Raw genomic sequence first — 17,890 nt, forward strand, 5'->3', positions numbered from 1 at the left:
GTTTGTTTGCAATGACGCTTTGCGTCAGTAGGCGTTCTTGTCGACGAAGCCCTTGAATACCGTCATGAACACGATCTTGAGATCCAGCCACAGTGACCAGTGCCGGATGTAGTCCAGATCGCACTCGACGCGCTTGGCCATCTTGTCCAGCGTATCGGTCTCGCCACGCCAGCCGTTGACCTGCGCCCAACCGGTGATCCCCGGCTTGACCTTGTGACGCAGCATATAGCCGCTGATCAAGGTGCGATATTCCTCGTTGTGCGCTACCGCATGCGGGCGCGGACCAACGATAGACATGTCGCCCAGCAGAACGTTTATGAATTGCGGCAACTCATCCAGCGAGGTTCGGCGGAGGAAGGCACCGAACGGCGTGATACGCGCATCGCCCCGGGTAGCCTGCACGACATTGGCGCCGTTTTCCATTACACGCATGCTCCGAAACTTCCATACCGAGATCGGCTTGCCATCGATACCGTAGCGTTGTTGGCGAAAGAGAGCCGGGCCAGGGGAGGTCAGCTTCACGCCGAGCCCGATCAGCAGCATGGGCACCGAGATCAGCGCCAGGATCACCGAGGCAAGCACGATATCTTCCATGCGCTTGATTACTCGGCTCGCGCCATCCATCGGCGTATCGAAAATGCTGATGCTCGGCAACCCGTTGATGCTCTCGCTACGTGCGTGCAGCAGATCAAACACGAACACGTCAGGGATCAGGTAGACCGACGCGGTGGTGTCGCTCAGCGCGTCTACCAGCCACTTGATCTTCAGCTCCGCGCGCATGGGCAAGGTGATGTAGACCTTGTCTATTCTCCCCTCACGCGCCTCGGCAATCAGATTGGCCATGTTGCCATTGATCGGCAGGCGAACGCTGGTGCCATCCAGGGAGACCGGCTCCACGGACATGTCATCATAGAAGCCGAGGAGGTCCAATCCCATCCAGGGTGCGTTCATGATGGTGTTGGCCAGACGCTGGCCCAGCGGGCCAGCACCGGCAATGGCGACAGACCGGGTATTGATTCCCCGGCTGCGCAGACGCCTCACTACCACCCGCAACACCACACGGTGGGACGCCAGGCCGGCAAGAGCCAGGCCGAACCATAGCAGGCCATCCGTGTTGGGCAGGGTGCGAGAGGGCAGCAGAAAGTAATCCACCGCGAACACCGCGGCAAACGCCGTTGCCCAGCTACTGGCTACCTTGCGCAATTCAAGCAGGCTGTGTTCGCCCCGCCAGGAGCCATACAGCTGGCTGAAGTCACTGATCAGATAGAACAGGAACAGGCTAGCGGTTACGCACAGAATGTATTCCGTTTGCAGCGGCGTGTCGTTCCAGTGCAGCGTCCCAAAAAACGCCGCAGCGATAACCAGCAGATCCAGCCAGCGATGCATTAACGACAGCATGGACTCCCGCGAGTGGAGAATCCCTTTTTGGTATTTAGGCATGAGCGTTCAAACAGTCCTCGGGCTGTTCAGGGTTGATACCCGTGGTTAGAACTCGGGGCGAACTGACTTGCCGCGGCCGATGCCGTAATAGTCGAAGCCCTGAGCTTCCATGCGCTGGGGGTCATACAGGTTCCGCCCGTCAAAGATGACGGGGGTGCTCAGCGCGGCGCGAACGTACTCGAAATCCGGAGCCTTGAAATCGCGCCATTCGGTGACCACCACGAGCGCATCAGCACCGGAAAGCGCCGCTTCCTTTGTGCCCATGAGTCGCAGGTCTCTACGATGACCATAGATGCGTTGGGTTTCTTCCATTGCCTCGGGATCGAACGCCTGCACCACCGCGCCGTGCTGCCATAGCAGCTCCATCAGCACGCGGCTGGAAGCGGCGCGCATGTCGTCAGTATTCGGTTTGAAGGACAGGCCCCAGACGGCAAAGGTCTTGCCCGTGACGTCACCATTGAAGTGATGGCTGATCTGCTCGAACAGGCGCGACTTCTGCCGCTCGTTCACCGCCTCGACAGCAGTGAGCAGCTGCGCCTCGTATCCGACCTGGCGAGCTGTTCGCTCCAGTGCCTGAACATCCTTGGGAAAGCACGAACCGCCATACCCGCAACCGGCATAGATGAAGTGATAGCCAATGCGCGGGTCGGAGCCTATGCCGTGACGCACTGCCTCGATATCCGCCCCCAGCCGCTCGGCCAGGTTGGCCATTTCGTTCATGAAGGAAATCTTGGTCGCCAGCAGGCAGTTGGCCGCGTACTTGGTCAGCTCGGCGCTGCGCACGTCCATGATGATGACTTTTTCATGGTTGCGATTGAACGGCTCGTACAGCTCGCGCAGGCGCGCCTCGACGTGGTCGCTATCGGTGCCGATGATGATACGGTCCGGCCGAACGCAGTCGGCGACCGCCGATCCTTCCTTCAGAAATTCGGGATTCGATGCCACATCGAAGGCAATGTCCACCCGCCTGTCGGCCAGCACTTCGGCCATTCGAGCGTGGACGCGGTCCGCGGTCCCGACCGGAACGGTCGATTTGTTCACGACGATTTTCCCCGAGTCCATATAACGTGCAATGGTCTCGGCAACGGCAAGCACGTATTTCAGGTCGGCGCTGCCGTCCTCGTCGGGCGGAGTGCCCACCGCGATGAACTGGATCTCGCCAAAGCCGACGCCGGTAGCGGCATCGGTGGCGAAGCTAAGCCGACCAGCCGCATGATTCTTTTCGACCAGATCGGTCAGCCCCGGCTCGTAGATAGGGATGATGCCCTTGATGAGGTTATCGATCTTTGCTGCGTCAACATCTACACAGCAGACCTGATGGCCCGCATCGGCGAGCACGGCAGCCTGGACAAGGCCTACATAGCCAATCCCAAAAACGGTGATCTTCATTGCACCACGTCCTTATTGGCTGCGCCGATAAAACGTACTCGACGGTACGCCGCTTTAGCTATCGTGAGCGGATTCGCCTCGCGGCGCGCGAGGTACGAGGCGGACGAGCTGAGCCAAGTGGCCCACGGATAGTGCCGAGTACTACCACCCTGTGTCATGAATGATGCGTATCTGAGTTCGTCGTCGGTGCACCGGAGGTCGGCTGACCGCTGCAGCTTTTCCATCCAAGGTGACGATCGATCAGGAGCAAAAGTACGCGATAAGGAAAACCGGTCCGATCGATCGAATTCCGACAGACCTTCGATCTTCTGAGCGTGGCTATAGCTGCTCAAATACGTTAGCACCAAATCCCAGTCTTGATGCTTCGGTAGCGATTCGTCGAAGAAACGTAAGTTACAGCGAGTAAACATCAGACTAGAGGTCTGACAAATATGCGGATGCGATTTGAATACGGCGCTAAAAAAAAGCTCGCGTGTCAACGAAGAAGGGTAACAGTACCGGGCGCCGGAACAAAAAATATCGACGTAGTGCAGAAGCGGGCTTTGCGAATATTGCACATAGTCTGATTCGAAATTTCGAGCCAGAAAGCGGTCGTCACTGTCGAGCAAATATATTAATTGACCCGACGACGCTCGAATCCCTATATTTCGGGAAATGGCCGCGCCACGCGTGACGGTATTCCGAATAATCAGATCATGAGGACGAAGAAGCGCGCATTGCAACGGGCGCGACGAGTTGTCATCGACGATGATGATTTCGACTCTGTCCGAACCAGGCTGCAACAGAACAGATTGTACTGCTCTGTTCAACTGTACCGGCCGATCCTTTGCCGGGATGATAATCGATGCAATCATTCCCATGTTTTCACCTCTATAGAGACGCGGCCGCGCGAAAGAAGTCGATAGGTTTTGAACAGATTAAACGGATAATCAGTGAGGTAGCGCTTGATGGTATGCGGTTCTCGGACCATTCGGTAAAAAGCGCGTAGGTTGAGACGATTTATTATGCTCGGGTAATAATCGCTCTCACAGGTAGACTCTTGCCGTATGAATCCGCCGCAGGTGAACCCGGTGCCGAAGAAGCCTTGGTCTTGCAACAAGGAAAGAAACTGCTCCTGCTTACCTGCCCCAAGGCCGGCGACGACGATATCAGGCGATGCAGAAATCGTCTTTTCCAACACTTCGAACAACAAATTCCCGTCCCAGTAACCATCTCGATGTCCGGAAATTTTTAAATCTGGATATCTCAAGCGAATTTTGGCCACGAACCGGTCAACCTCCGCCGCGGTGCCGCCAATAAAATATATAGACTTGCCGTTCCTGCTTGCGTACTCAAAAACGTCTCTGGCTATCGACGAAAAATCAAAGCTTACGCGGCGTATCGGGTTGCGGGAAAAAAAAGAAAAAAACTTTGAACAAAGGATTCCGTCGCAGTAGAACGAAAAACGTTCGAGATACTCCGTGTTACCAAGTACCTGAGCGATCGACGAGAAATTTACAAAGGAAATCAGCTTCCCTTGTCCTGAAAAAAGTAGCTCAGAGTGGTTTGATGCTAAGCGCAGCGGCGGGGGGACATGGCCTGGTAATGACGAGACTTTGCGTTCCATGCGTTTCCTCGGTGTGGTTCCTAAATTTTAAAGAATTGGAGCTAAACAAAATAATCGAAAAAAATAATATTGATGAGAAATTATTGTGGTTGTAAATAGAAAATACGAAGACCGCTGATATTGAAATGGTGAAAAACACGGCGAGCGCCGGAATAGTGTCCGAGGCGCTTGTTTTTGCAAATCCGTAAAGCTTTCTTAGAGTAAAGAGCGTGGTGAGAGCCAAAATGGCTAGGGTTAGCCCGCCCAGGTCGACCAGCACCTGAATGTACGAGTTATGAAAGTGCGGAACGTCGTAGTTTGCGAACTGTGGTATATAGCGGAGCAGGTCGCGGGAATGTTCTGAGCTCAAGTACGCTTGATATCCCCACCCCAATAAAAGATTTTCTTCTGCAGCCTTCGTTCCAACGCCCCATAAGAGCGTCCGACCAGTCAAGGTGGGATCTCTCCCTAGAAACTCAAGAATAGGCCCGGAAAGCAACGCAAAACCCGCTGCGCAAGAAAATAGGATAATAAAAACGAATGCGATGAATGTTGAGGGTCCAATTTGTTGTTTACGAGCCCGAAAGAATAATCCGTAAGAAGCCAAGCCCAACGCACAAAGAGCCAGAGCTGATGACGAACCCGTCAATAGTACAAAGATAATGTGGAACGCCACGGCCGTCGTCCGAAGGGCCTGTCGCTCGATTTTCAATGATAGAATCGCGCCGAGAGCAGCGTAAAAGCCAGCCGTGATTTTATGATTAAAAAAGCCGCGAATTGGATCTGTACCGAGCATCGTGTCACGCTGGTGGATGTCGACGTAGCGAACCGTGTCGAAGCCGAAGGTGCTGAATATAAGACTCAACCCAATCATGATAGCTATTGTGTTGCGTGTAATGTTCAGGAGTTCCGCGAATGTAAAGCGTGCCCGAAGGTACATGCAGAATGCTAGGTTGCAAAAAAAAGCGATCGAATAATTTAGGGATGTACCAACGTCCACGCTCCAAAGCGATGAGATAATCGGGGTCAACGCCAGGTAAAAACACAGGGCGTCAGCCCGGTAGATCGTCGGCTTCAGAGTCAGCAGGCGGGTAATCGTCACGACATAAAGAACTAGCCATGAGATGAGAAAAAGGTTGTCATTTCTAGCTTCGGTTTCGTTTCCGAAAATCAGATTTGCGAAAAGGCCCATTGAGGCGGCTAGGTAAAGTGAAGCTATTGCTCGATCAAACTTTCGTAGCATCTATATGTCTGCGCGTTAGCTTTGTGAAAGATACGCTAGGGCATCTGATATTAGCTGAGAGTTTCGTTGATAAGCTGTAGTTAGTGCGGACCTGATTTGGGCCTCCTGGTTGGAGATTCCCTCAAGATGCTGATCGAGAGGTTTCTCGTCGCTTAAATCGAATATCAAATAACTTAAGCCGAGGTCTTCAAATATTCCAGCGATCTTAGTTTGCTTGGCTCGATCGATTACTGGAACGGGAATTGACCCCTGCGCCGCTGCGAACAATAGAACGTGGAGCCTGTTGCTCAGCGTGACTGTGCTTACGTTATAAATTGCGAATATCTCATCAGCATTGCTCCCGTTGAAGCCTACATGGATCTCCGCATTGCACCGGGAGCTAAGATCGTGGTTGAAGGCATGGTCTCTTTCTACCTGTGTAACGACAGCCAAACGACTGTGCTGGCTGAGCAGTTCCATTGCGCTAAGAGCGGTGGCGGGATGCTCGCCTTCAAGATGCATATCCCGAAAGCTCAGGCAGTAACCATATCTGGCGAGCCCGGGCTGACGCGATGTCAATAGAAAGGCCATATCCGGGCAAAAGCTTGAGGGCAGTCCTTTGGCTCGGCAATATGTCATCGAATAACTTTCTCGTACGGTGTAGAGAGCATGTAAAGATGCTTGGAGCTTCTCTAGCATCGTTTCCACAGTGGTTCGGAAAGGCCCTATCGACGCGCCAACTCTTACCATTCGAACGCCTGCACACCGCATTCCCAAAAAAGAGACCGTGCGCACGAGTGTTTTCTTTAAGCCTTCTTCATCTCCGAAAAAGTGCCCGGGTTTCTGGAAGAAATAAGTGCGATTGCGTCGGATGCTTCTGTATATCATCGCTGAAACGAAAGAAAAGTGTCCGGAGTCTACTACGAAGCACTCGGTTTTACGGATGGCCTCAATGTAATGCGGTGGACAGTTTCTCACGTTTACCGTTACGTTAAACAATTTGGCGCACTGTTCAATTAGAAGCAGATTTATAACGATGTCGCCGAGGTTTTCATTTTGAGTGTTTGCAACGTAGTAAAGAGAAGGTTTCTCGCGCACAGGGGGCGTCGGCTGGTTTGAAGGCGCTGTTTCCATGTGACGTAAGATCATTTCTAGTTACCGCTGAGATGTTGGTGGTTGTCAGTACGACTAATTTTTCCGGATCACTGATTTTTGGCTTCGTTAGCCAGGCAACGTCAGGCAAGTTAGGATGCACTCTATCTTACAGGTGCAGGGGCTTCGGCCGCTCTCAAAATATAAGACGCATTCCGCAACGATCAGCCGAAAATGTCAGCTCGCCTGCTTTCGACAATGCGGTCGTTATCGAATTCGTTGAGACATCTGAGACTTCAAGCCCTTAATAACATCTTTCGACGGGATTTCGGATGTCCCCAGTAGGCCAACTATTGAAACGTTTACCGATTTCTGTGTAGCTAGCGTCCAGACTGCTAGGACATTCCAAGCAGTCTTCGAGACAATGAACGACATCGCTGCTCCTTCAAGCCCAAAGTTTGTGTAGCTTAAAGGTAGAGCTAGCAAGCACAAAGCTAGCGCTCCACCTTGGTAGAAGACCTGCAACCAATGCAGGCCAGCTATTTGCATCGCGAGGCCGGTTGGACCGGTCAGGGCGTTGATCGCTACTCCTAGGCTTAGCAGTCGAAGAATCGGACCGTACTCAACATATTCGCTACTAAATAAACACAAGACAGGCTCTGCAAAAATAGCGAGTATGCCGCAGACGGCTAAAACCGGGATCAGTTGTACCAGTATTAAGAAGTTGCATATGCCTTGGAACTCGCGGTGTTGGCCTCCCGCTATCGCTTTCGACAATCGGTTTGCGGAGATCAGCGTAGTCGCGATCATGAACATGTTTATGACGTCTACGGTACGCATCGACGCAAAGAACGCGCCGGTCTCCGTCTCCGTGGCGACCACCGCGAGTATGACAGTAAAAAGGTATGTGTCGGATCCGGCTATAACGGCGATTATGCTCATGCCAAAACTCGTATCAAGCCACCGCTTAATCCGGATCTTCACACCGTTCCTCAACGCACGAACGGTTTTCCATACCATATGAACGTGAGATAGCGCGATGACGCAAAGCGGCGCGACTAAAACGCCTAGTGCGATAGTTAATTCCGATTCCGCTTCGGAGAGCAGTAAGTATGTGATTGCGCCTCCGGCCAAAAGGCGCCAAAGAACATCGCGGGAGAAAATCGCGTAAAGTACTTTGTCCTGCGCCCGCAATGCACCGATCGTCGATTGAGTGACGGCATACAGAAAGGACAGACTCGAAAGCAACACGAGATCTACCGTTTTCAATGGTAGATCGACATGAGCGGCGGCGGCTATTCCTGCGGCGAGAGCGAAAGCGCTGCCGACCGTGAGCGTAACAATTGCGGAAAACAGGTAGATACCTTTCTCATACTCCACATTAGCGCCTCTGCGAGCGACGGCGGTCTCTTTCACTATGAACACCTGCTGGCCGAACGACCCAGCCAGACCAGCTACCATAGCAATGCTGAATAACACGCTGAATGTCCCGAACAAACCTGGGCCCAGGTAACGTGCTAAGCCAACAAAAAGTATGTAGGAGGTGGCGCCTGCAGCGATTTTTATAGCGAAAGCTGCTGCCATTTGACCCAGGTTCGTCCGAGTAATTTTCAGCATATTAGTCTTCTGACCCCTGCAGGATGCTCGTTCGCCGCTGAAACGTAGCGTTACGATTTGTCAGAACTGTACACGTAGTTGTAATAGCCGTAGTTGGCGTAACTGTAAGCGCCCGCTTTCTTGAGTACGGCGTTGAAAATAGCGCCTTTGAGCTGAATATCATTTTGCTCGAACCGACGCTTCATTACTTCGATCTCTTTCGCCCCGTTCACACCGAACCGAGTCACTACCAGGCTGGTTCCAGCGCCGCGGCCTACAATTGCCGCATCGGTTACGGCGAGGATCGGCGGGGTGTCGATGATCACCAGGTCGTATTGGCTGCTCACGTTTTCCATGAACGCTGTGAAGTTCGGATGCATCAGTAGTTCTGACGGGTTCGGCGGAACCTGGCCCCGTGGCACGAAGTGCAGATTCTCGATTTCAGTTTGGCGAATTGCTTTTTCGCTGGTGAGCTGTGCGGCTAACAGTTCAGACAGCCCATTGATTGGCTGAATACGGAACAGCTTGTTGATATAGCCCTTGCGCATGTCTGCGTCGATCAGCAGCACTTTCTGGCCCGCCTGAGCCATGATGACGGCGAGGTTGGCGGATACGAACGACTTGCCTACAGAAGGACTGGGGCCGGAAATCATCAGGATGTTGTTTTTGGCTTCCAGCCGTGCGAAGTGCAGGCTGGTACGCAGGCTGCGCAGAGATTCGATGGACAGGTCGGCCGGGTTATTTACGGCTAGCAGGAGCGAGCTGGGGCCCTTGTCGTTGCGATCGCGGGCGCGCTTTTCCAGCACTTCCTGATCCTTGCTGAAGGGGATGGCAGCATAAACGGGTAGGCCAAGCTGTTCGATGACGTCTGGGTCTTCTACGCCCCGGTTGAGCGCATTGCGAAGCAACACCAATGCAACCCCAACGAAGCCGCCCAGCAGAACTGCTATTGCGGCAATCATTGGCTTTTTCGGGGCTACGGGTTCTTCAAGATTCACGTCCGCGTCGTCGACTACACGCACGTTGCCCACTGTCCCTGCGCGCAACACATCCAGCTCCTGCGCGCTGTTGAGCATGGCGGTGTACACCTCGGTGGTGACGGTCACGTCGCGCGTCAGGCGCAGCAGCTCCTGTTGGGTTTGCGGGAGGTTTTCGATCTTGTCAGCCAGTTCGCTGCGTTGGCGCTGCAGCTGAGTGGTCTGTTCGATCAGTGCCTGGTAGGTGGGGTGCTCGCGGGTGAAGCGGCGCTCCAGTTCGGCGCGCTTGAGGTTCTGTTCGCTGATCAGCGTATCCAGCTCGACGAGCTGGTCCAGTACCGCCTGAGTTTCGATGGTGATGTTTACCGACTTGTTGCTGGTCTGGTATTCGTTCAGCGCCTGCTCGTAGCGCTCCAGCTCGGTGCGCACCTGTGGCAGTTGCTGGCGGAGGAATTCCAGGCTCTGTGCGGCTTCGGCGGAGTTGCGCTCGACGTTCTGACGCACATACAGACGGCTGACTTCATCAAGCACGCGGGTAGCGTAGTCCGGATCTTCGTGCTTCAGGCTCAGGGCGATGATGCCGCTGTCCTTACCGCGCTCGCTGGCACCGAGTTCTTCCTGGTACTGCAGGATGGTGTTCAGGCGCCGTTGACGGGTGACTTCGAACTGAGTGCCCGGGTGTGCTACCAGTTGAGCGATCTGTACCTTGAAGCCGTCTTGGTCGATCTGCTGGCCTACGCTGCCTTCTGCCAGTAGGTTGCCGTCTTCATCGGCAATTTCGAAGCTGGCGTGGTCGATCGCGGTCAGGGTCAGTGGTTCGCCTAGGTAGCGCGGCGGTACGTCCAGCTGGAACACGTCGATGATTTCACCGCCCCAGGCGTAGCTGCTGAGGCCGAACAGTGGCTGGGCCACGTCCCCAAGGGATTCGGGTTCGAACCGGCGTGCCGCCCATGCGCCGATGGCGGGAAAGTGCCTGGGCTCGGCGATGATGTCCAGCTTGAGGTTGTGCACCGCCTGGCCGATAACGGCGCGCGACTTGAGCAGCTCGATCTCGGTCACTGCCTTGGAAGTGGAGCCGAACATGTCGGTCAGTTCGCTCAATCCGCTCAGGCTGCTGCCGGTTTTCTCCTCGATCTGGATCAGGGCGCTGGCCTGGTAGATCGGCGTGGCCAGCAGCGCGTAGGCGATGCCGGCGATGGCGAACAGAAAGGTAAAGCCCAGGATGATCCATTTGCCGTCGAGCAGGGCGCCGAGCAGGGCAAGCAGGTCGATTTCGTTATCGTCCTGGGTTTGGGTCTGGTTCGTTTGCATGTGAAACCTTGGCGGATGTAAGCATTAGCTCGTTGGCCGAGCCTGAAACAAAAAAAGTTTTGAACCTTCCTGGTGGGGGAGGGTCGTATCGCTTGGTCGCCTTCCATCTATTCGTTCGATAGGGGCGCACCGTTGCCACAAAACGCTCTCAGGCGCCAGCTTGAGAGCTATATCGGCTGATGCTGGCCATGTGCTAGGCGCACGCAGCAGCCGGCGCTGAGTTCCTACGGAAATCAGTGCGCATCTTGGGCGGGTTTCGGGCTGAATCGGTTTTTTGCAACCGGGTTCCGCTGGTTGCCAATCGGGGGGGATACGGCCTAGGGCCGGAGGGTTACCTTCCGTTGGACAATGCTACCGCCACAGGATTTACAGTTTCTTCCTGAAGACTTCCATGTATTCGAATTGTCACGCCATCGGTTGTGGCTTCGTGCTATGCACGAGCCATGCCACGGTGATGGCTTAATACTGGCGCTTATTCTATCCGCAACAGCGCGGGAAAGGTAAGCGCAAATTCCGGGTTATCCAAGCGAAAGGCGACCGGCGGCACCCGCGCTCACCATGAGCAGCAAGCGCCATATTGGTGCGTGAACGTTACAGCGAGGCGTCAGCGTTTGAGGTAGGGCAGCCAGGCGTTCGCGGCCTTGTCGAGGATCTGGTACACATGGACGAAAGCGTCGCGCTGCTGGCGATAGGGGTCTGGCGTTTCACAGCCATTGAGCCAGCGGCCGAACAGGAACGTTTTGCCGCGCGCTTCTGGTGTCAGCTCGCAGATCGCCTTGATGTGGCGGGTTTCCATCGTGAGGATCAGATCAGCGTCAAGAACCATCTGCCGCGTCAATTGGCGCGCCTGGTGATCATGCAGGCTGATGTCGTGCTCAGCCATGACGGCGGCGGCGGTGGCGTCGACCCCTTTGCCGACCAGGGCGCCAAGGCCCGCTGAGGTGACCTTGATGTCGTAGCCGTCGAGCTTGTGTTTGAGCAGCGCTTCGGCAGTAGGGCTACGACATATATTCCCTACACATACGATCAGTATCGATTTGAACATTTGGCTTTCTTAATTTCCGGCGCGGTGGCCACGAAGGTGGAACTGTATGGCGGCGCGGGGTGTGGGGTCAAGGCTGGGTAATTGACGGTGACAGAGGCGACGCGGGTCGCGAGTCAGCGGCTTGACGGATGCGAGCCGTTCGTCCGGGCCTCTGGCAAGCACGATTCATATACGGGTGGGGGGTATGCGACGATGCGCTTCTGTATAGGAGTCTCGTATGGGTCACGTAGCATCGAACAAAAGCGCTCTGCTCAAACGGGTGAAGCGCATAGCGGGGCAGATCCAGGCAGTAGAAAGGGCGTTGGAGACGGACGCCGGCTGCGCGACAACGCTCCATCTGGTTGCTGCAATGCGCGGTGCCCTCAACGGTTTGCTTGATGAGATCATTCGTGAGCACGCCAAGGAACATGTTGCCCGGCCGGGGCTCAGCGATGAGGAGCGCAGTCAGGGGCTTGCCGATTTGCTGGAAGCCATCGGCAGGTACTCGCGATGACGCAGCCGCGCGTTACGCAGAGCGACTCCGTTCGCGATCATGACCACGTGTTCCTCGGGTCGGCCCATGAAGGTAATGCCAGGCGTACGATGTGGGTCGTCTGGCTGACCGTCGCGGCGATGATTGGTGAAATCACCGCGGGATATATCACCGGGTCGATGGCGCTCCTGGCGGACGGCTTTCATATGGCTACCCATGCAGGCGCCTTGGGGATAGCCGCAGCAGCGTATGCGTATGCCATGAGGCACGCGCGCAGTGACCGCTACAGCTTCGGGACCGGCAAGGTAGGCGACCTGGGCGGGTTTGCCTCGGCACTGATTTTGGGTCTGGTTGCCCTGGGCCTCGGCTTCGAGTCGGTGATGCGGCTCTTGCAGCCGATTACCGTGCAGTTCGGCGCGGCCATCCTGGTGGCGATACTCGGACTGGTGGTCAATGTGGTCAGCGCGGTGCTGCTCGGGCATGGACACGACCATGATGATCATGGCCACGCGCATCACCATCACGGCGGGGATAACAACCTCAAGTCAGCCTATTTTCACGTACTGGCCGACGCCTTGACGTCAGTATTGGCGATCGCCGGGCTGCTCGCTGGTCGCTACCTCGGCTGGGTGTGGATGGACCCGGTGATGGGGATTGTCGGTGCGTTGGTGATCGCGCGCTGGGCGTGGACTCTGATCAGGGTAACCTCGGGCGTTTTGCTGGACCGTACTGATCCGCAGGTGGCCGAGGAGATCCGTAAACTGGTCGAGGCGCCGGGCGATGCGACCATCGTCGACCTGCATGTCTGGCAGGTCGGCCCGGAGGCGCTCGCGGCGATTGTGAGCGTCGTAGCGCATGGGGTGCCGGATGCCGATGAGGTGCGTCGGCGACTCGAGGCGGTCCACGAGGTCAGACATCTGACGGTCGAGTTGCGGAACGGTGTTCTCGGCTGAAACCGGCCGGCCTGCGGGGCCGGTCGGTCTCTGACAGTCAACCGTTACGGTGCTGCGGGCGGAAATGCGGATTCGAGCCCGGTTTCCACGGTCGGGTTTTGCTGGGTCCGCAGGTAGGCATCGCTCTGCGGGGTATAGGCGGGCCAGTTGATCGCATCGGTGGACGGGTTGCCGGTACGGGCGAACTCGGCCCACAACGAGCGCATGTCATCGCTGATCTTGTCATCCACCGCGGTGACGCCCGGCAGGTTTGCGGCGTACTTTTGCGGCGTCGGGCTTTCATGGCCGCTAAGGCCCAGCAGATAGTGGCTGAGGAAGCTGCCGTAGTAATCGAACACGTAAACCAGTTCGATACCGTGGTAAGCCTCGGTACCGTTGGCTGCCCAGTTCTCCGGCACATGATCGAACACATAGGCGAACATGTCCGCCTCGTTCGCATCAGCCATCCACGGCATATACCAGACCAGGCCTTCGCGCAGGTCAGGGTAGTCGCCGCTGTTGGCACCGGCGATGATCGGCACATCGTTGTGCTCGCCGGCCAGATAGGCTTCCTGGATGCCCATGGTGGAGTAGTAACCGTCGATGGTCGGGTAGGCCTCGAAGCCGATCGCATCCGCCGTGGTGACCAGTTCGGTCCATGGCACCTGTCGCAGGGCCGCAGCGATGTCCGGTTCGTTGGCCAGGCCCAATGCTTCGATCAGCCGCTGACCTTCAGCTTCGTTCTGCTCAAGCGTCCAGCGCACCGGATAGCGCCCGCCATGCTCGGGTGTGCCCATGCCGCTCTGGATGATTGCCTTGTGGAACAGGCCGGTGGCCAGGGGCGAGTGCAGCAACGAGAGCGATTTGCCGCCACCGCCGGATTCACCAAAAATGGTGACGTTGTCCGGATCCCCACCGAAGGCTTCGATATTGCGCTGTACCCACTGCAGGGCGGCGACCAGGTCGAGCTGACCATAGTTGCCGGACGCGTTGCGCTCCGACTCTGCGGTCAAGGCCGGGTGCGATAGATACCCCAACGGCCCGAGACGGTGATTGACCGTTACCACGATCACGCCTTCCTTGGGCAGTGAGGTGTTGTTGAACGCCTTGGTGTTGCCGGTCAGGATCGAGAAGCCGCCGCCATGGAACCAGACCATGACCGGGAGCTGCTGGCCTTCGTAGCCTTCGGGCACGGTGACGTTCAGATACAGGCTGTCTTCGCTCATGCCGCCTTCGCCGAAGGCTTCATAGCCGGGGTTCTGTGCGGACTGGTTGGCCCAACTCGTGGCCAGGCGTACACCTTCCCACGGCTCTGGGGCCACTGGCGGCTTCCAGCGCAGGTCGCCCAACGGTGCCTTGGCATACGGAATGCCGTACCAGCTCCAGGCGCCGTCGTCCGCTTCGAAGCCGGCGATGTCACCCTGTTCGATCGTAACTACCTTTTGCGGAGCGAGGGAGCGCGCCAGGTGAGCCTGCGCCTGGGCTGCCGGGCGCGCTGTGCGGGGCCGCGGGTCGGTGTCAGTGAAAACTGGCGGCTGCGCTGCGTTGAGCTCAACGAGCAGGTCGTTCATGGCCTGGGTGAATGCATCGCTGTCCGGGTCAAGAGCGTTGGCGTGCTCGGATACGGTCGTGGCGATGGCGTCGGTGATCTGGATGCCATTGTTCAGGTCGCCATCCTGATCAAGGCTCTGCAGCAGTATCGACAGGTTGGTCACTGCCGGGTCGCTGGCGTCCTGCGCACCGGGCATCAGGTTGATCGGGCTGACCCGATCGGCGCCTGCCGCCGAGCCCAGCTCCAGTTCACCAATGCTGAAGGTGACGGTTTCGTCGGCGCGGTACTCAAAGCGGCCTTCGGCGTCGGTGACGCCTTCCTGTGTGGGTGTTTTGTAGCCCAGTCCGGAGACCGGGCTGTCAATGAATATACCGGTTTGGGTAGCGCTGTCGTGATCGTCGTCGTTGTCACTACCGTCCAGACAGCCTGCCTGGAGAGCCATTGCTGCGGCGAGGCAGGCGAAGGCGAGCGGACGCCGGGCTGTGGAAAAGCGTTGTGAGGAGCGCATGAGAGGTACCTCATTGTTGTTGTATTTGTCAGGGTGTTGCCTTTATCAGGATAGGAAAAGGATTTACGTCTCGCTGTGATTCTTCGATGCATATGTGCAACAGACTGATGCAGTATGTTTATTTGTATCGCTTGGCAGGTGTAGCAGGCGAGTTGTGGGAGCGCGGTCCTCGGCGCGATGGGGGAGTGGGCCGGGCATCGCTATCGCGGCGGGGACGCCGCTCCTACGGGGTCGCGGATGTCCGTAGTGGGAGGCGCGACTCGCGGCGACTGAGGGTGAGTAGTTTGGTGGTTCGCTATCGCGGCGGGGACGCCGCTCCTACACGATAAGGGAGGGGTGGGTGGGTGCGGCGGGATGCCCGCCGCACCTGTTCACATTACCGCATCAATAACTCTGGTACGTCCCCTTGATGGGTGTTTGCTCGACGCCGGGCTTGGACCAGTCGCAGACCCCGTTGGGGAAGATGCTGGTCAGGCGGTCGGCCTGGGCTGAGGTGAAGGTGACCTGGTACTCGCTGAAGTCGATAGGCTTAAGCTGACATTCGAGAATGTCGTTGGTCAGCGGTGCGCCGGCAACCAGGCGTGGTTCGCTATGAATGGGATACAGATCGGCGCAGCGGCCGGTCCCGTCCAGCGATAGCTGTTCCTCAATCTTCTCTCCCTCCGGTGTCCAGCACGCATCGACTGCCGACGGCGGCTTGTTGTCGACGACCTTGTCGACGGACAGCGGTTCCGAGTCGGCAGCGATGTTGTCCAGCCAGGTGTTCATCGTTTCCAGCGCCGGTACGGCCAGACTCTCGTCCGGTGGCGATACCCAGATCACCTGGTTGTCGGAGCGACCATTGCTGCGTTCCAGACGGGCGCGGATAGTGAAGTCACGGTGGAAGTCGTGAATGTCGCCATTGGCGTCCAGGTACGGCCGGAAGTGCAGGATCGGCACGTTGGCCAGCGCTTCGTTGTACGAGGCCATCAGGCCGCTTTCATACGCGGCGCGCATGGCTTCAGGGTCGCCTTCGGAGCGATCGTCCACCACGTTGCCGTCGACATCGAACCCGCCCATGCCCTCGTTCAGGTCGAGGAATTCGTCGACGGTCAGCTCACCGGCATTCAGCCCTGCCAGACCGTACTGCAGCCCGGTATTGGACCAAGTGTTGCGTGCGGCGCCGGTTTGCGGGTCTTCACCAATGATGTTCACGCGCAGATCACCGGTGGTGCAGCGCGCGCCGTCCGGGTTGGTCGCCGGGTCGTAGACCAGGCTCGCATCATTCAGCGCGCAACCCCGGGTAGGGTCCACCAGCGGTGCATAGGCCAGCGCCCAGTATCCGCAGGTGCTGCCCGCCGGGCCGCCCTGGGTCATGCCTTCGGCTGCGTAGCGCTTGGCAGCGGTCCAGCTGGTAGGGCTGCTGGAGGTGGCGTAGAAGTCCTGGAACAGCAGGCAGTCATAGATGTGCAGGTGCGAGTCCGGGAACGCCAGCGAAGGCTGCAGACCGTCCAGCAGCCCCGGATACATCTGGGTGATCACCAGCTGCTGGATCGCACCGCCGGAGCCACCGCTGCCGAGGGTCCACTTCGGCACGCCGTATTGCTCGACGAAGAACTCCTTGAGCATCATCAGCGTTTCGCCCTGCAACACGGCGTTGCCTCGGCGGCCGTTGACCAGTTCGGTGGAGATCATGTGGGCGAAGCCGCGCGACAGATACATGTCGTTAAGCGCGTCGTCCGCCTCATAGACCCCCTGGCTGTACTCGGTGCCGGCACTCCCGCCGAACGATACCGCCAGCTTGCCGTTCCAGCCGTCGCCAGGAGTCCACTCGGCCGGGTCAGCCTGGGCCTCCGGGTCGTCAAGTAGGGCGATGCGGTAGATGGTGCGGTTCACTGTGCCGCCATCGACGCGCACGATGTAGGGGACGGTTCTGCCATCGTAGGTTGTGGTGGTCGCCAGGTCCGCCGGTCGCGGCGCGGCTGGATCGAAGCTTTCGAATGCCCCGTCGGTGGTGCGGTAGAAGTACTCGATCTTGCGCTCGGCCGAGCAGTCGGTATCCAGCGGGGTGCCAAGCCCGGACTCTTCGGTGCGGCACTCATAGGGCGCTAGGTGCGGGCCGGAGAGGATCGGGCCGGTAATCGGGTGGTTGCTCACCGTCAGGCTGCCGTTGGCCTCTGCGCCTTCACTGGTTTCGACGGTGATGGTGTTGTCGCCTTCCAGCAGTCCGCTGACCAGGCCGCGAAGATTGCCGCTGGCCTGGTGCAGGCTGAAGGCGGATGTCACGTCAGTGCCGTTACGCTTGATGACCAGTTGATCGGTTGAGATGTCCTCCGGGGCGACGATTTCGACCAGCACGTCACCGCCACTGACTCGCTCCGGGTGGGTCGACAGGGTTTGGATGGTGACTTCCCCGGCGGGCGGTACGACAGGGTCATCGCTATCACTATCACTATCGCCATCGAAACAGCCTGTGAGCAATGCCGCAGAGATGGACAGGGCGAGCAAGGCAGGGCGCATCGAGCGGCCCCCGCTAGAGGTTGAGTGCGCTTTCATTATGCATATCCTGTTGTTGTTATTGGCCCGGCCGGATAGTGACCGGAGGATCCGCATGCCTGGCAGTTCGAAGCATGGATCTCGCACTGTCGTCGCAGCAGCGGTCTCCGGAGTCTAGTGCAAAGCTGGCCGAGGGTTTGTCGCGATGCTTACAGTTGAAGCACGCTAACGGTCCAGGCTTCGCGCATCGTCTGCGCGTGACTGCCCGTCGGTCTTACCAGCGGAATGATGGGC

The 17,890-nt window shown here is 57.4% G+C and carries 13 protein-coding genes; 2 read left to right on the forward strand and 11 right to left on the reverse strand.

Going from position 1 to position 17,890, the window contains the following annotated elements:
- Nucleotides 1–24: 24 nt before the first annotated feature.
- The 9 genes from BLT85_RS03515 to BLT85_RS03555 all read right to left on the reverse strand — a co-directional run bounded on the left by BLT85_RS03515 (nucleotide 25) and on the right by BLT85_RS03555 (nucleotide 11,657).
- The gene (locus BLT85_RS03515) at nucleotides 25–1,440 is read right to left on the reverse strand and encodes an undecaprenyl-phosphate glucose phosphotransferase (RefSeq protein WP_093391849.1); all 1,416 of its coding nucleotides are present in this window, start codon (nucleotides 1,438–1,440) and stop codon (nucleotides 25–27) included.
- A gap of 45 nt (nucleotides 1,441–1,485) precedes the next feature.
- The gene (locus BLT85_RS03520) at nucleotides 1,486–2,829 is read right to left on the reverse strand and encodes a UDP-glucose dehydrogenase family protein (protein ID WP_093391850.1); all 1,344 of its coding nucleotides are present in this window, start codon (nucleotides 2,827–2,829) and stop codon (nucleotides 1,486–1,488) included.
- Nucleotides 2,826–3,689 carry a glycosyltransferase family 2 protein gene (locus BLT85_RS03525; RefSeq protein WP_093391851.1) on the reverse strand — a complete coding sequence of 288 codons (864 nt, stop codon included), beginning with the start codon at nucleotides 3,687–3,689 and terminating at the stop codon, nucleotides 2,826–2,828. Before BLT85_RS03525 ends, BLT85_RS03520 begins: the two co-directional genes overlap by 4 nt.
- A complete protein-coding gene (locus tag BLT85_RS03530) occupies nucleotides 3,680–4,435 on the reverse strand; it encodes a WecB/TagA/CpsF family glycosyltransferase (RefSeq protein WP_093391852.1) in 756 nt (251 codons plus the stop codon). The genes BLT85_RS03525 and BLT85_RS03530 overlap by 10 nt, the downstream gene beginning before the upstream one ends.
- Complete coding sequence (locus BLT85_RS03535) at nucleotides 4,365–5,657, reverse strand: O-antigen ligase family protein (RefSeq protein WP_093391853.1); 1,293 nt, start codon at nucleotides 5,655–5,657, stop codon at nucleotides 4,365–4,367. Before BLT85_RS03535 ends, BLT85_RS03530 begins: the two co-directional genes overlap by 71 nt.
- 15 nt (nucleotides 5,658–5,672) lie before the next feature.
- Entirely contained in the window at nucleotides 5,673–6,770 is a 1,098-nt protein-coding gene (locus tag BLT85_RS03540; RefSeq protein ID WP_157718113.1) for a polysaccharide pyruvyl transferase family protein, read from the reverse strand.
- Between the two features lie 225 nt (nucleotides 6,771–6,995).
- Complete coding sequence (locus BLT85_RS03545; RefSeq protein WP_093391855.1) at nucleotides 6,996–8,345, reverse strand: lipopolysaccharide biosynthesis protein; 1,350 nt, start codon at nucleotides 8,343–8,345, stop codon at nucleotides 6,996–6,998.
- Nucleotides 8,346–8,395: 50 nt separating this feature from the next.
- A complete protein-coding gene (locus tag BLT85_RS03550; RefSeq protein WP_093391856.1) occupies nucleotides 8,396–10,612 on the reverse strand; it encodes a polysaccharide biosynthesis tyrosine autokinase in 2,217 nt (738 codons plus the stop codon).
- A gap of 604 nt (nucleotides 10,613–11,216) precedes the next feature.
- Entirely contained in the window at nucleotides 11,217–11,657 is a 441-nt protein-coding gene (locus tag BLT85_RS03555; protein WP_093391857.1) for an arsenate reductase/protein-tyrosine-phosphatase family protein, read from the reverse strand.
- A 217-nt stretch (nucleotides 11,658–11,874) separates the two neighbouring features.
- On the opposite strand from BLT85_RS03555, the gene BLT85_RS03560 reads away from it, so the two are divergent.
- Complete coding sequence (locus BLT85_RS03560; protein WP_093391858.1) at nucleotides 11,875–12,150, forward strand: metal/formaldehyde-sensitive transcriptional repressor; 276 nt, start codon at nucleotides 11,875–11,877, stop codon at nucleotides 12,148–12,150.
- The gene (dmeF, locus tag BLT85_RS03565) at nucleotides 12,147–13,082 is read left to right on the forward strand and encodes a CDF family Co(II)/Ni(II) efflux transporter DmeF (protein ID WP_093391859.1); all 936 of its coding nucleotides are present in this window, start codon (nucleotides 12,147–12,149) and stop codon (nucleotides 13,080–13,082) included. Before BLT85_RS03560 ends, dmeF begins: the two co-directional genes overlap by 4 nt.
- Before the next feature lie 44 nt (nucleotides 13,083–13,126).
- On the opposite strand, the gene BLT85_RS03570 is transcribed toward dmeF, so the two are convergent.
- On the reverse strand, nucleotides 13,127–15,121 hold the full coding sequence (locus BLT85_RS03570; protein ID WP_093391860.1) for a carboxylesterase/lipase family protein: 1,995 nt from the start codon (nucleotides 15,119–15,121) through the stop codon (nucleotides 13,127–13,129).
- Nucleotides 15,122–15,505: 384 nt separating this feature from the next.
- Nucleotides 15,506–17,656 carry a DUF6351 family protein gene (locus BLT85_RS03575; protein ID WP_093391861.1) on the reverse strand — a complete coding sequence of 717 codons (2,151 nt, stop codon included), beginning with the start codon at nucleotides 17,654–17,656 and terminating at the stop codon, nucleotides 15,506–15,508.
- Nucleotides 17,657–17,890 lie beyond the last annotated feature (234 nt).

Origin of the sequence: Halopseudomonas xinjiangensis (genome assembly GCF_900104945.1) — a bacterium.
Lineage (GTDB): Bacteria > Pseudomonadota > Gammaproteobacteria > Pseudomonadales > Pseudomonadaceae > Halopseudomonas > Halopseudomonas xinjiangensis.